This window comes from Rhodoferax potami (assembly GCF_032193805.1).
Lineage (GTDB): Bacteria > Pseudomonadota > Gammaproteobacteria > Burkholderiales > Burkholderiaceae_C > Allorhodoferax > Allorhodoferax potami_A.
Genome location: NZ_JAVBIK010000001.1, coordinates 3,240,756 through 3,253,461, shown reverse-complemented (window position 1 = coordinate 3,253,461; position 12,706 = coordinate 3,240,756). Strand labels below are relative to the sequence as shown.

Here is a 12,706-nt window from a genome sequence, read left to right as displayed (position 1 = left end):
AGTGTTTCACCGCTTTTTTGAACCAGGAGTGAGCCATGCTAGACCGCACTGCAACCAAGTTCTCCCATGTCAAACCTGAAGACACGCAATTTGTGTCCGGGGGCCTGCGTGATTTTTTCCTGTACCGGGATCTGGGCATCGCCGAGGCCACGCACGGAAAGGTGATTGCGCACCTGGTCAAAGCCAATATGGCACCAGAAACAGGCACCGGCTGGCACCGGCATGAGGCGGACTTTCAAATCGTCATCATGACCAAAGGCTGGGCCCGCTTCATGTACGAAGACAAGGAAACGTTGGTTCAGGCGGGCGATGTGGTCCACCAGCGCCCCGGTATCCGCCACTACCTGTTTGACTACTCCCCCGACATGGAATACCTGGAAATCGTGTCGCCAGCGGACTTCAAGTCCATTGATGTGGAGCCGGTTTGCGAGGTCCCTGCGCCAACCCCGTGGAAGTAAGCGGCAATTCCGCGCAGGGGTTTAGAACTCGGCGTCCAACTCGTCAATCTCGTCCGGCTCCGCCCGGGCGGCTTCCACCCACTCTTGCATGGCCGGCAAGGCCATCATGAGCTTGCAGTACGCAGTGGCCTGCTTGTCCAGCTTGACGTCATAGGTCATGAAGCGGGTCACCACCGGCGCATACATGGCGTCGGCAATGCAGGGCTGCTTGCCGAAGAGGTAGGGCCCGCCGTAGTTTTCCAGGCAATCTTTCCAGATGGCCAGCACTCGGTCGATATCGGCCTGCGCTCGGGACCAGACCTTGAAGTCGGGGAAATGCGCCTTGATGTTCATGGGCAATGCACCACGCATCGACGCAAAGCCCGAATGCATTTCGCCGCTGACAGCGCGGCAATGGGCACGCGCTTTGATGTCGGCAGGCAACAGGCCGGCTTTGGGTTTGATTTCGTTCAGGTATTCGCCGATGGCCAGTGTGTCCCACACTGTCACGCCGTCGTGCTGCAAAAACGGCACCAGCATACTGCTGGACAGCAGCAGCATTTCGGCGCGCATGGCCGGGTCGTCCGGGGAAATCACTTTTTCCGAGAAATCCAGCCCCGCCAGCTTGGCCATCAGCCACCCGCGCAGGGCCCAGGCACCGTAGTTTTTGCTGCTAATGGTAAGAATCGCTTTGGCCATGGTGCTGCTTTCGGGGTTGTCGGTGTGCCCCATACCGTGCAAGGGTTATGCCAAGCTGGGCAGCCATAGTTAGATCAGAGGTCTTGGCGCGCAAATTGCCTAGAGAACATCACCAGGCTTTTGCCGCACCAAGACAGGACTCCCATGCTGTACCAGGCCTACCAAAACCAAACCGACCTGAGCTCCCCCTTGCGCCTCATGGCCCAGGGCATGAGTGCCATGCTCTGGATGAACCAGACCGAGGGCAGCTGGCTGCGCAAAATGTCCGCCGGCATAGAGGTGATCTCCCGCATGCGCCTTACGCATTCACGGCCCGACTACGGCATTGACTCGGTGACGGTGGACGACGAGGTCTACCCGATTGAAGAAGAAACGGTGTTGAGCCTGCCCTTCGGCAGCCTGCTGCACTTCCGCAAAACCGCGGCTCTGGCGGAACCCCAGCCCAAAGTGCTGCTGGTAGCCCCGCTCTCGGGCCACTTTGCGACCTTGCTGCGGGAGACCGCCCGCACCCTGCTGCAGCACCACGATGTCTACATCACCGACTGGCACAACGCCCGCGATGTTTCGCTGCGCCACGGCCCTTTCGGGCTGGACGACTACATCGACCACATGATCCGCTTCACCCAGACCATAGGGCCCGGTGCTCACCTTGTGGCCGTGTGCCAACCCTGCGTGGCGGCACTAGCTGCCACCGCCCTGATGGCCGAGGACGACGACCCCGCCCAGCCCCGCAGCCTCACGCTGATGGCCGGCCCGGTGGACTGCCGGGTGAACCCCACGGAAGTAAACAAGTTGGCGGTTAGCAAGCCAATCGAGTGGTTTGAGAAGAACCTGATCAGCCATGTGCCCTTGCCCCACAAGGGCTATATGCGCCGCGTGTACCCGGGCTTTGTGCAGCTCAGCGCTTTCATGAGCATGAACCCCGAGCGGCACAAGCAGTCGTTCAAAGACCTGTACCAGCACCTGGTGAACGGCGATGTGGAAAAGGCCAATGTGATCCGCGTGTTTTACGACGAATACCTGGCAGTGAATGACCTGCCCGCCGAGTTCTACCTCGAGACCGTGGAGAAAGTCTTCCAGACCTACGACCTACCACTGGGCAAGCTGACCTTCCGCGGCAGGCTAGTCAACCCGGCGGCCATCCGCCGCACCGCCTTGATGACGGTAGAAGGAGAACGGGATGACATCTGTGCAGTGGGCCAAACCGTGGCTGCGCAAGACCTGTGCAGCAGCATCCGCCCCTATAAAAAAACACACCATGTGCAGACCGGTGTGGGGCACTATGGTGTGTTCAGTGGTCGCAAGTGGAACCAGCAAATCTACCCGCGGGTGCGGGAGATGATTCACGCCAGCGAAGGCTAGGTGTTCTCTGCTTCCGGCTTTTCAGCCTCGCCCTCGGGCCAGTCGCGGATGTAGGCCTTGAGCATCTTGTTTTCGAAGTTCTGGCTGTCCACGACGGCGCGGGCCACGTCGTAGAAGCTGATCACGCCTTGCAACATGCGGTTGTCGATCACCGGCATGTAACGGGCATGGCGCTCCAGCATCATGCGGCGCACTTCATCCATCTCGGTTTCCAAGGTGCAGGTCAGCGGGCCTGGGTCCATCGCGCGGTACACGCTGGTAGTGCCGAAGGTGCCACCGTTTTTGACCACCGCCTGAATCACTTCGCGGAAGGTCAGCATGCCCACTACCAGGCCGTGCGAGATGACCACCAGTGAGCCGATGTCTTTCTCCGCCATCAGCTGGGCCGCATCGGCCAGAGAGTCCTCCGGCGTGGTCGTGTAAAGCGTTCCGCCTTTTACGCGCAGGATATCGCTGACTTTCATGGGGACTTCCTCGTGACACTGGGGTTGAATTTGTATAGCAAATATAGCCCACAATGCGCGGGTTTCATTGCGGTTTCATCAAGGTTTCATCACTGGAGACATCTATGGCTGGTTACGCTGACCCGGGCTTTGACACCCTTGCACTCCATGCAGGCGCCGCCCCCGACCCCACCACCGGCGCGCGCGCGGTACCCATCCACCTAAGCACCTCGTTTGTGTTTGAGTCCAGCGAACATGCGCAGTCCCTCTTTAACCTGGAGCGCGCAGGCCATGTGTATAGCCGCATCAGCAACCCCACCAACGCGGTGCTGGAGCAGCGGGTCGCCGCGCTGGAGGGCGGCATAGGCGCCATCACCACCGCCAGCGGCCAAGCCGCTCTGCACTTGGCCATTGCCACCCTCATGGGTGCGGGCGGGCACATTGTGTCGTCCAGCGCCTTGTATGGTGGCTCGCACAACCTGCTGCACTACACCTTGTCCCGCTTCGGCATTGAAACCACCTTTGTGAAGCCCGGCGATGTGGATGCCTGGCGCGCTGCGGTGCGGCCCAACACCCGCCTGTTTTTCGGGGAAACCGTGGGCAACCCCGGCCTGGATGTGCTTGACACCCCCACTATTTCGCAAATCGCGCATGAAGCCGGGGTGCCGCTGCTGGTGGACTCCACCCTCACCTCACCCTGGCTGGTGCAGCCCTTCGCGCAAGGCGCGGATCTGGTCTACCACTCGGCCACCAAATTCTTGAGCGGGCATGGCACCGTGATTGGCGGCGTGGTGGTGGACGGTGGCAGCTTTGACTGGGCGCGCGCGTTCGACGCGAGCGGCAAATTCGCCGAGCTCGCCGCGCCCTACGAGGGCTTTCACAACATGAACTTCAGCGAAGAAAGCACCGTGGGCGCCTTTTTGCTGCGCGCCCGGCGCGAAGGCCTGCGCGACTTCGGCGCTTGCATGAGCCCGCACAGCGCCTGGCTCATTCTGCAAGGCATAGAGACCCTGAGCCTGCGCATGGCCCGCCACATCAGCAATACCGAAAAGGTGGTGCAGTTCCTGGCCAGCCAGCCCTTTGTGAGGCGCGTGGGCCACCCGCTGCTAGAGAGCCATCCCAGCCACCAACTGGCCCAAAAGCTGCTGCCCAAAGGCGCAGGCTCGGTGTTCAGCTTCGACCTCAAGGGCAACCGCGAGCAGGGTAAAAAGTTCATTGAAACCCTCAAAGTGTTCAGTCACCTGGCCAATGTAGGCGACTGCCGCAGCTTGGTCATCCACCCGGCCAGCACCACCCACTTCCGCATGGGCGATGAGGCGCTTGCGGCGGGTGGCATCACGCAGGGCACCATCCGCCTGTCCATCGGGCTGGAAGACCCGGACGATTTGATTGACGACCTCAAACGCGCGCTCAAAGCCGCAGAAAAGGCAGGTGCGTGATGGAAATCCAAGTCAACGGCGCCAACAACTACTGCTACACCGGAGGCAAACCCTTCGATGCTGCAAAGCCCACGGTGGTCTTCATCCACGGTGTGCTCAATGACCACAGTGTCTGGATTTTGCAAAGCCGCTACCTTGCTCACCACGGCTACAACGTGCTGGCGGTAGACCTGCCCGGCCACTGCCGCAGCGGCGGCGAGGCGCCGGAAACCGTGGAACAAGCCGCCGCCTTCATCGTGGCCCTGCTGGATGCGGCTGGTGTCGAAAAAGCCGCTTTGGTAGGCCACAGCTGGGGCTCGCTGATTGCGTTGGAGGCCGCCAGCCGACTCGGCGCACGCGCCACCCACCTGGTGATGGTGGGCACGGCCTACCCGATGAAAGTGTCCCCTGCCCTGCTGGAGACTTCACTCCATGAGCCGATGAAGGCGCTCACCATGATCAACGTGTTTTCGCGCAGCACGCTGGCTGCACCGCCCTCAGCGCTGGGCCCGGGCACCTGGGTGTATGGCGCCAGCATGGCACTGGGCCGGCGGGTGCTGGCCAGTAACACGGCGGTCAACGTGTTCCACCGCGGCTTCAAGGCTTGCGACAGCTACTCAGGGGGCGAAGCGGCCATGGCACAGGTGCAATGCCCGGTGCTGTTTGTACTGGGCGATCAAGACCAGATGACATCGCCCAAAGCCGCGCAGACGCTGGTGCAGGCAGCCAATGCCGCAGGCGTGCGCACAGAGACCGTACGGATCGCGGTAGGCCACCACCAGATGACCGAGGCGCCAGAGGAAACCCTGTCGGCCTTGCGACAGTTTTTGGGCAAGCCCTGATAAACAAGTAAGGCGCTACACATTTCGTAGCGCCTTGCGCATATCCCACCTGCGCTAGTGGCCTATTTCTTATAAATCTCAGGTCTTGAGGCTGTGAGCAAAGCGGGCGCACTCTACCTGCAACCAGCCCAAGAATTGCGCAACCGACTCACTGGCCTCCACCGCCAAGGGCTGAAGCGCGTAGTAGTGAGATGCATGCGGGCAGACATGGGCAAACGCCTGCACCAGCTCGCCACGTTGCAGCAAATTGTCGGCAATCGAGCGGCGGGTCAAAGCCACGCCCAAGCCTTGCCTAGCGGCCTCCAGCAAATGCGTTGAATCGGTGAACTCCATGCGGGTGGGTGGCCGCTGAAACTGCGGCTCAGCGTCAGGCATGGAAGACACCCAAGCCGCCCAGTTTTCTATGGAGTGCAACAGTGGCAGCTGCATGAGTTGCGCCAGCGTATGAGACTCGCGTTTGCCCAGCAGCGCTGGGGAAGCCACCAGCAACAAAGAGTCTGGCATCAAGGGCTGGATAAGCGCATCAGCCCAATTGCCATGTCCAAAGCGGATGGCGCAATCCACCGTGCCAGCATTCAAGTCCACATACTCCATGGAGCCGTGTATCACCACACGAATGTCGGGGTAGAGCCGGCAAAAGTCTTGCAGTCGGGGGAGCAACCAACCATGTGCAAACGATGGCAGCACCGATACACGCAACAGCTTTTCGCCCTTGCGTTGCCGGCTGCGGCGGCGAGTGTTTTCGGTGGCGTCTGAAATATCGTCCAGCGCCTGGCGCACCTGATAGCCATAAATGCGCCCCTGCTCGGTGAGCACCAGGCGGCGCCCGGTCCGCTCCACCAACGCAACCTCCAAAAAACTCTCTAGTGCCCTGATCTGATGAGACACAGCACCGGGCGTCAGGCTCAACTCTTCTGCCACCGCACTGACCGAGCCCAGTCGCACCAACGCAGCAAACGCGCGCAAGCTGGGCAATGGAGGTGTGCGACTTGTCATGTGAATTTATTTCGCTGTAGCTACGAAAAAGGTTAGCACATGGGTAGGGCCTGTTTTTCTAGACTGCAAACACGTCCACAAGACGCTTACTTCCCTCAAACAAACCAGAAAGCATTACATGCCCATCGATGAAATCCGCGCATTCCTGAACGACTATTTTGAAGTGCTGCAAACCCAAGATATGGCGCTTTTTGAGCGCGTTTTCCACAAGGACTGCGTACTGTTCTCCCAACAAGACGGCGTGCAAGTCACCCGCCCCTTCGCCGCTTACCGCGACATGGTGCAAGGGCGAGAAGCACCAGCGAAGGGCAACTTCCCGCGCCAGGAAGAATTGTTGTTGGTGGACTTTTTGTCGCCCACCATGGCGGTGCTGAAAGTGCGCCTGCGCCTCTTTAACAACATCATGGAAGACCACCTGAACGTTATGAAGCACGAAGGCCGCTGGATGATTTATGCCAAGCACTTTTACCGGGTCGGCAGCGTCTGAACCCCTAGGGCACACCCTCTTGCCCGGCATGCCCGGGCAGGGGAACATGGGGACCACATTGACACCGGAGCCCCCATGCCAACCGATACATCCGTGGACCCCCGCAGTTTTCAGAGCTTTGCCGAGTTTTATCCGTTTTACCTGCGCGAGCACAGCAACACCACTTGCCGCCGCCTGCACTTTGTGGGCTCCACGCTGAGCCTGGCCTGCCTAGTAATGCTGCTCATCACGGGCAAGCCCCAATATTTTGTTTACGCGCTACTGTGCGGCTACGGCTTTGCGTGGCTAGGCCACTTTGGCTTTGAGAAAAACAAACCCGCCAGCTTCAAGCGCCCGCTCTACAGCCTGATGGGCGACTGGCGCATGTATGCGGATATCTGGACTGGGAAGATTATGTTCTGAACTAACTTTGGTTCGACTCGCGAGAGTAATTTGCTATATTTTTTATAGCTACTTGCGCATATTCTATGAGCGCTAGGGGTGGTTTTCTTCTTGATTACCAAGACAGCTCTAGGCTGAATTTAGACGTTCACGGCCCAGTCCATAACCGTCCAAATCTATCTTTCAACACCAACGGTCGTGAACGGCGACTTCACACTAACAGCCGGTTGCACAACTGCACGGCTCGCCCCCTATCGACTACACGATCACTTCTGTGCTTACCTAAGCACAGAGGTCCTCCACATGTACGCGCTCGCAAGCAATCAGGCCACGTTTGGCCTGTCACTAACAGTCTCGATTAACTCCAGACAGTCCAGTAACGCCGACGGGCCGCGGTTTGCGTACTTATCCCAGAACATGTCTGGCTGACAATACCGAAGTCCAGCGAACGTGAATGCAGACGGATCCACTGATACGTCTCCGGAATGGTGCTCGGGATGTGCCTCGCGAAAGGCACAGTAGTAGGCAAGACGACGTTCCATACTAGAGTAGCGATGTGGAAGACCGAGCGAACGGATGTGCTGAAAATAGTCGTCGTACAAAATTGCAAGCGACGTGAGGCCTGCACGAGAGTAGGAATCGCCCCGCAAGACAAGTCGATCTATGGTCTCAGCATCTATAACTGCTCCGCGTCGGCGGACCATAGTGAATAGCTTATCGGCAACTACGTTTCCCTCGTAGGTCATGCGCATGCGATCACCAAGCTTGATAGCCTCGTCGATTACGGCGTTGAGACCCGCTTGTCCAAGACCATCCGCGCATGACGCCAAAGCATCGGCGAGAACAAGCACCATGTGACTGTCCCCGATTGCGAATGCGGCATGCATGGCATCACGCAAGCTAAGCGCTAGTTGCGCGCTTCCCTCCCAGCGAGCAATCTTCTTCAGTTCACAGTCAAGTCCAGCCGAGACAGTGTGGGACTCTGGCACCCATACCGTCCAGGACATTTGTTCTGTCAGCAAGGGACTGCCGGTCATGCGTTGGGCAAGCAACCAGTCTTGTAGCCAGAGATACCAAGCCTCTTTGGAAGTGGTGTCAACACGAACCAAGATGAGCGGATATCGACACGCATCTGCATACTCAAGGTACTTGCGCTCGATGATGAACTTGATCGCCCCATCCCGCCGTTCTACCTGCTCAGATGATTTAACTTGGACCTTCAGTATGTGGCCGGAAATACTGGGGTCAGTTGTCTCAAACTCAGCGTCGATGCCAAAGTCTTCGCTAAGCTCTCTCGATAACCAATGTGGATGCTCCTCGACGTGGGCAAGGAGCCACTTCTGCCCCCGTGAACCGGTCTTCTGACTTGAATCTCTGTCCGCCATGTCGAGACTGTAGCCTGATTTGCACTTTGGAAGTATTCAGTGGCGCTAGTGCGTAAGACCGCGATGAACAAATACGGTACGTGGAGGACAGCTCCCGCTGCATAGCTGAAGTGACCCAAACGGCCAAGAGTTCTAGTTTCGAAAGGCGCCCAGCTAGCGGTAATTGGCAGCAAACACGGTCAAACAACCAACCCCTTTGCTACTCTTTCTGTAGCGCCTCACGCACACTGGTCGTGCGCCAGCGGCCTAATTTCCATAAATTCTCAGTAAACGGCTCGGGCGTCAGCAGCAGGCGCTGCATCAGGGGCTCCAGCACGGTTTGGCCCAGATCGGCTAGCAATACATAGCGTGCTTGGCCATCTCGGTCGGTGGACTCTTGCAGCTGGCCTACCCAGTCCAGCTCTTGCAGGGTTTGCAGCACCGGCTCTAGGCGTTGCGAGTCCACCCGCAGAGCCAGGCGCAGGGTCGACAAGGTCAGCCCGCGGTCTTCGGCGCCTTTGGCCGTGTCCAGCATCTGCAGCACCTCGAGCGCCAGCTGAAACTGCCAGCCGTGACCCAGCTTGCGGCGTGGCACACCAGCCAATAGGCTGGGCAAATAGGCCGTGAGTGCGGCACCTAGCAGCACGATGACCCAGGCCACATAGATCCAGATCAGCAAAATCGGCACGGTGGCAAACGCACCGTACACCACCGAATACGTTGGCACCTTGGCAAGGTACATGGCCAGCCCCTTGCGCGCCAGCTCCATGCCTGCAGACACAAACAGCCCACCCATCCACGCATGGCCCCAGCGCACATAGGTGTTGGGCACGTAATGAAACATGGCCGCGGTGCCAGCCGCCACCAGCCCGAACTGCAGGCTATCGAGCAAAAACGTGATGCCCCCCGGCAAGCCACCCACCACCCCCTTGGAGGCCGTGATGGCATACGAGGTAATCGACAGGCTGGCCCCCAGCAACAGGGGCCCCAGGGTCACAGCAGCCCAGTAGACCAACACACGCTGGCCAAACGGTCGGGGCTTTTTCACGCGCCAGATGCTGTTGAGTGTGCGGTCGATGGTGAATATCAACGCCAACGCAGTGCCCAGCAATATTGCGAGCCCGGCCACCCCCAGTCGGCTGGCCTTGCCGGCAAACTGGTTCAGGTAGCCCAGCACTTGGCGGGCAATGTTGTCGGGCACCAGGCTCTCGATCAGCCAGCGCTGCAGCACATCCTGAAACTTGGCAAACATCGGGAAGGCGGTAAACACTGCCAGCGCCACCGTGATCAGGGGCACCAGCGCAATCGTGGTGGTAAAGGTCAGGCTGCTGGCGGTGAGGCCGAGCCGGTCCTCACGGAAACGCTCGCGCAGCATGACGGCCGCGTCTCGCCACGGAATGCTGGCGATGTCTTTCAACCAAGAGGTAAACAGGGGTTTGGCTTGCATGGGCCGAATCATGCCACCGGCTGGCAGGCTATCGCTCCACCATCACCGGGCGGGCCTTCCAGCGCTGGATGCTGGCGCGCAAAATCTCATCCAACACACCGGCCTTTTTGAGCACGGCCAGGCGCGCGTCAATCTGCTCGAGCTTGTCGGCGCAGTTGCCTTTGCGAGTCAGGGCCAGGTAGTTGGGGGTATCTACCAAAAAGGGTTCCACGGCCACAAAGCCGGTGTTGTCGCCCCGCTTCCAGAGCAGGGCCATGCCGGTGTAGTAGCCGGTAATAAAGTACTCCACGCGCCCGAGCTCCATGAGCCCGAAGCTGGCCTCGGGCCGGCTGACTTCTTGCACGCTGAGTTTTTCGTGGATGTATTCATCCAGCCCCCCGCCAAATACGTTGCCGCGTGCAATGGCGCCGCGCCGGCCAATCAGATCCGCGCGGTCGCGGTAGACCCACGGCAGGTTGCGCATCGTAAAAGCCGCGACTGGGTTTTGCAGCACCACCGTTTTGGGGTACAGCAAAAAGGCTTCGCGCTCAGGGGTTTTCTTGAGCGTGGCCACCATGTCGACCTCGCCGCGCTCTGCCAACGCCATCACCCGTGGGAAAGGGCCCGGGCTGCGGATTTCAAAGTCGATTTTTAAATCGGTGAGTACCCGCTTGGCAATCTCGATGCTGGCGCCTTGCAGGGTTTCGCCGTCATACCAATGCAATGGCGGGTAGGTCGGGTCAGCCGCCACCACCATGCGGGTGCACTGTGCGTGCGCGGCAGCCCCCATGGTCAGCCCCCCACAGGCCAACACCGCGTAAAAAATGCATTTGGCAAACCCCATGAAACCCCTAGGCCCGACTATCGGGCTGCCCGTACCGTAAACCAGTGCAGGAGCTCTGGCAATAGGGCGTCCCACCAACGGCAAACAAGCCCACTTGCGCTAAGCGGCGCCGCCATTTGGCTTAAGCTACGCGCCTCCACACGAATCGGTGCGCCCCGTGACTGCTGCTACCCCTGCCCCCTATGTTGTTGCTGCCCGCTGGGCTGCTGTTGCTAGCCTGATCGGCCTGATCGTGCTGGGCCTTGTCTGGGAGCTGTGGCTGGCCCCTACCGGCCGCGGCACGCTGGCGCTGAAGGTGCTACCCCTGTGTATTCCGCTGGCGGGCTTGCTCAAAAGCCGCATGTACACCTACCGGTGGCTGAGCCTGATGGTGTGGCTGTATTTCACCGAAGGCGTGGTGCGCGCTTGGAGCGACAAGGCGCCGGGCAATTGGCTGGCCTTGATCGAGGTAGCACTGTGCATCGTGCTGTTTGTGGCCTGCACTTTCCATATCCGTTTGCGGCTGAAGGCGGGCAAAGCCTTGCAGCCTAATCCTGACAACACGACCCACCCCCCCTCCCCCTCTGTATGACTGCCACTGACACTTTGCGCGATACCTTGCGCGCCACCCTGCGCACCCTCGTGGGCGATGCGCATGTACTGACCGAGGGCGACCTCACCGCTTACGAGCAAGACTGGCGCAAACGCGAGCGCGGACGCGCCTTGGCGGTGGTGCGCCCGGGCACGACTGAAGAAGTTGCCGCAGTGGTCAAAGCCTGCGCGGCAGCCGGTGTGAGCTTGGTGCCGCAGGGCGGCAACACCGGCATGGTGGTGGGCTCGATTCCCGATGCCAGCGGCACCCAAGTGCTGCTGAGCCTGCAGCGCCTGAACCGTATCCGCACCATCGACGCGGCCAACCTGACCGTGACGGTAGAGGCCGGCTGCGTGCTGCAAACCCTGCAAGAGGCCTGCGAGAAAGAAGGCTTTTTATTCCCCCTGAGCTTGGCTGCCGAGGGCAGCTGCACCATTGGCGGCAACCTGGCCACCAATGCCGGCGGTACCCAAGTGGTGCGCTACGGCAACACCCGCGAACTGTGCCTTGGCCTGGAGGTGGTGACTGCGCAAGGCGAAGTCTGGAGCGGCTTGACCGGCCTGCGCAAAGACAACACCGGCTACGACCTGCGCCACCTGTTTATTGGCTCCGAAGGCACGCTGGGCGTGATCACCGCGGCCACCTTGCGCATGTACCCGATGCCGGCTTCGCAGCTCACCGCGTTTGCGGCCGTGCCCTCGCTCGATGCTGCGGTGGAGTTGCTGGGCCTGGCCCACAAACACCTGAACGCCGGCCTCACCGGCTTTGAGGTGATGGGCGACTTTGCGCTGGGCCTGGTGCGCAAACACTTTCCGCAGCAAAACGTGCCGTTTGGTGGAATGAGTCCTTACTGCGTGGTGCTCGAGAACTCAGATCACGAGTCTGAAAGCCATGCGCGTGAGCAGTTCGAGCGCCTGCTGGAAGCCGCACTCGAGCAAGGCTGTGTGCTCGACGCCGTGGTGGCAGAAAACATTGCCCAGGCCCGCGCGCTGTGGCACATCCGCGAGAGCATTCCGCTGGCCCAGGCCCAAGAGGGCCTGAACATCAAGCACGATATCTCGATTGCAGTGTCACGCATCCCGGCCTTTGTGGCAGAAACCGATGCACTGCTGGAACAACACTTTCCCGGCGCGCGGCTGGTCAACTACGGCCACTTGGGCGACGGCAACCTGCACTACAACGTACAGGCCCCTGACAGCGCAGATGCCGAAGCGTTTTTGCGTGATCAGGAAGGTCCGATCAATGCGCTGGTCTACGAAGTGGTGGACCGCTACAACGGCTCGATTTCGGCAGAGCACGGCATCGGCAGCTTGAAACGCGAAAAGCTGGCCCACCACAAATCACCCGTGGCCTTGGGCGCCATGCGCGCCATCAAGGGCGCGCTGGACCCCCACAACCTGTTGAACCCGGGCCGAGTGCTCGCTGTTGACTAGCTT

General features: G+C 60.0%; 14 protein-coding genes. 8 read left to right on the top strand and 6 right to left on the bottom strand.

What is annotated here, in order from left to right:
• Positions 1-35: 35 nt before the first annotated feature.
• Positions 36-458, top strand: a complete 423-nt coding sequence (locus RAE19_RS15705; protein WP_313875764.1) for a cupin domain-containing protein — start codon at positions 36-38, stop codon at positions 456-458.
• A 21-nt stretch (positions 459-479) separates the two neighbouring features.
• Here RAE19_RS15705 and RAE19_RS15700 read toward each other — a convergent pair whose 3' ends face one another.
• On the bottom strand, positions 480-1,136 hold the full coding sequence (locus RAE19_RS15700) for a glutathione S-transferase (protein ID WP_313876251.1): 657 nt from the start codon (positions 1,134-1,136) through the stop codon (positions 480-482).
• A gap of 144 nt (positions 1,137-1,280) precedes the next feature.
• Between RAE19_RS15700 and RAE19_RS15695 the strand changes: the two genes are divergently transcribed.
• A complete protein-coding gene (locus RAE19_RS15695; protein ID WP_313875763.1) occupies positions 1,281-2,498 on the top strand; it encodes a polyhydroxyalkanoate depolymerase in 1,218 nt (405 codons plus the stop codon).
• On the opposite strand, the gene RAE19_RS15690 is transcribed toward RAE19_RS15695, so the two are convergent.
• On the bottom strand, positions 2,495-2,962 hold the full coding sequence (locus RAE19_RS15690; protein ID WP_313875762.1) for a CBS domain-containing protein: 468 nt from the start codon (positions 2,960-2,962) through the stop codon (positions 2,495-2,497). The genes RAE19_RS15695 and RAE19_RS15690 overlap by 4 nt on opposite strands.
• A gap of 104 nt (positions 2,963-3,066) precedes the next feature.
• On the opposite strand from RAE19_RS15690, the gene RAE19_RS15685 reads away from it, so the two are divergent.
• Entirely contained in the window at positions 3,067-4,380 is a 1,314-nt protein-coding gene (locus RAE19_RS15685; protein ID WP_313875761.1) for an O-acetylhomoserine aminocarboxypropyltransferase, read from the top strand.
• Positions 4,380-5,201: an alpha/beta fold hydrolase gene (locus RAE19_RS15680; RefSeq protein ID WP_313875760.1), complete on the top strand. Its 822-nt coding sequence runs from the start codon at positions 4,380-4,382 to the stop codon at positions 5,199-5,201. The genes RAE19_RS15685 and RAE19_RS15680 overlap by 1 nt, the downstream gene beginning before the upstream one ends.
• A gap of 78 nt (positions 5,202-5,279) precedes the next feature.
• On the opposite strand, the gene RAE19_RS15675 is transcribed toward RAE19_RS15680, so the two are convergent.
• Positions 5,280-6,197: a LysR substrate-binding domain-containing protein gene (locus RAE19_RS15675; RefSeq protein ID WP_313875759.1), complete on the bottom strand. Its 918-nt coding sequence runs from the start codon at positions 6,195-6,197 to the stop codon at positions 5,280-5,282.
• A gap of 118 nt (positions 6,198-6,315) precedes the next feature.
• Between RAE19_RS15675 and RAE19_RS15670 the strand changes: the two genes are divergently transcribed.
• Together RAE19_RS15670 and RAE19_RS15665 are read left to right on the top strand one after the other, a co-directional pair.
• Entirely contained in the window at positions 6,316-6,684 is a 369-nt protein-coding gene (locus tag RAE19_RS15670) for a nuclear transport factor 2 family protein (RefSeq protein ID WP_313875758.1), read from the top strand.
• Between the two features lie 75 nt (positions 6,685-6,759).
• The gene (locus RAE19_RS15665; RefSeq protein WP_313875757.1) at positions 6,760-7,086 is read left to right on the top strand and encodes a DUF962 domain-containing protein; all 327 of its coding nucleotides are present in this window, start codon (positions 6,760-6,762) and stop codon (positions 7,084-7,086) included.
• Between the two features lie 302 nt (positions 7,087-7,388).
• On the opposite strand, the gene RAE19_RS15660 is transcribed toward RAE19_RS15665, so the two are convergent.
• The 3 genes from RAE19_RS15660 to RAE19_RS15650 form a co-directional block, all read right to left on the bottom strand.
• Positions 7,389-8,450, bottom strand: a complete 1,062-nt coding sequence (locus RAE19_RS15660) for a DUF4365 domain-containing protein (protein WP_313875756.1) — start codon at positions 8,448-8,450, stop codon at positions 7,389-7,391.
• Between the two features lie 199 nt (positions 8,451-8,649).
• A complete protein-coding gene (locus RAE19_RS15655) occupies positions 8,650-9,876 on the bottom strand; it encodes a YihY family inner membrane protein (protein ID WP_313875755.1) in 1,227 nt (408 codons plus the stop codon).
• Positions 9,877-9,904: 28 nt separating this feature from the next.
• Positions 9,905-10,699, bottom strand: coding sequence for a substrate-binding periplasmic protein (locus RAE19_RS15650; protein ID WP_313875754.1), 795 nt, complete (start codon positions 10,697-10,699; stop codon positions 9,905-9,907).
• A gap of 157 nt (positions 10,700-10,856) precedes the next feature.
• Between RAE19_RS15650 and RAE19_RS15645 the strand changes: the two genes are divergently transcribed.
• Positions 10,857-11,270 carry a DUF2069 domain-containing protein gene (locus tag RAE19_RS15645; protein WP_430962546.1) on the top strand — a complete coding sequence of 138 codons (414 nt, stop codon included), beginning with the start codon at positions 10,857-10,859 and terminating at the stop codon, positions 11,268-11,270.
• A complete protein-coding gene (locus tag RAE19_RS15640; RefSeq protein ID WP_313875752.1) occupies positions 11,267-12,703 on the top strand; it encodes an FAD-binding oxidoreductase in 1,437 nt (478 codons plus the stop codon). Before RAE19_RS15645 ends, RAE19_RS15640 begins: the two co-directional genes overlap by 4 nt.
• Positions 12,704-12,706 lie beyond the last annotated feature (3 nt).

Bases quoted from the DNA above. Each gene is read 5' to 3' on its own strand.
- RAE19_RS15705 (WP_313875764.1), top strand. From the start codon at position 36: ATGCTAGACCGCACTGCAACCAAGTTCTCCCATGTCAAACCTGAAGAC.
- RAE19_RS15700 (WP_313876251.1), bottom strand. From the start codon at position 1,136: ATGGCCAAAGCGATTCTTACCATTAGCAGCAAAAACTACGGTGCCTGG.
- RAE19_RS15695 (WP_313875763.1), top strand. From the start codon at position 1,281: ATGCTGTACCAGGCCTACCAAAACCAAACCGACCTGAGCTCCCCCTTG.
- RAE19_RS15690 (WP_313875762.1), bottom strand. From the start codon at position 2,962: ATGAAAGTCAGCGATATCCTGCGCGTAAAAGGCGGAACGCTTTACACG.
- RAE19_RS15685 (WP_313875761.1), top strand. From the start codon at position 3,067: ATGGCTGGTTACGCTGACCCGGGCTTTGACACCCTTGCACTCCATGCA.
- RAE19_RS15680 (WP_313875760.1), top strand. From the start codon at position 4,380: ATGGAAATCCAAGTCAACGGCGCCAACAACTACTGCTACACCGGAGGC.
- RAE19_RS15675 (WP_313875759.1), bottom strand. From the start codon at position 6,197: ATGACAAGTCGCACACCTCCATTGCCCAGCTTGCGCGCGTTTGCTGCG.
- RAE19_RS15670 (WP_313875758.1), top strand. From the start codon at position 6,316: ATGCCCATCGATGAAATCCGCGCATTCCTGAACGACTATTTTGAAGTG.
- RAE19_RS15665 (WP_313875757.1), top strand. From the start codon at position 6,760: ATGCCAACCGATACATCCGTGGACCCCCGCAGTTTTCAGAGCTTTGCC.
- RAE19_RS15660 (WP_313875756.1), bottom strand. From the start codon at position 8,450: ATGGCGGACAGAGATTCAAGTCAGAAGACCGGTTCACGGGGGCAGAAG.
- RAE19_RS15655 (WP_313875755.1), bottom strand. From the start codon at position 9,876: ATGCAAGCCAAACCCCTGTTTACCTCTTGGTTGAAAGACATCGCCAGC.
- RAE19_RS15650 (WP_313875754.1), bottom strand. From the start codon at position 10,699: ATGGGGTTTGCCAAATGCATTTTTTACGCGGTGTTGGCCTGTGGGGGG.
- RAE19_RS15640 (WP_313875752.1), top strand. From the start codon at position 11,267: ATGACTGCCACTGACACTTTGCGCGATACCTTGCGCGCCACCCTGCGC.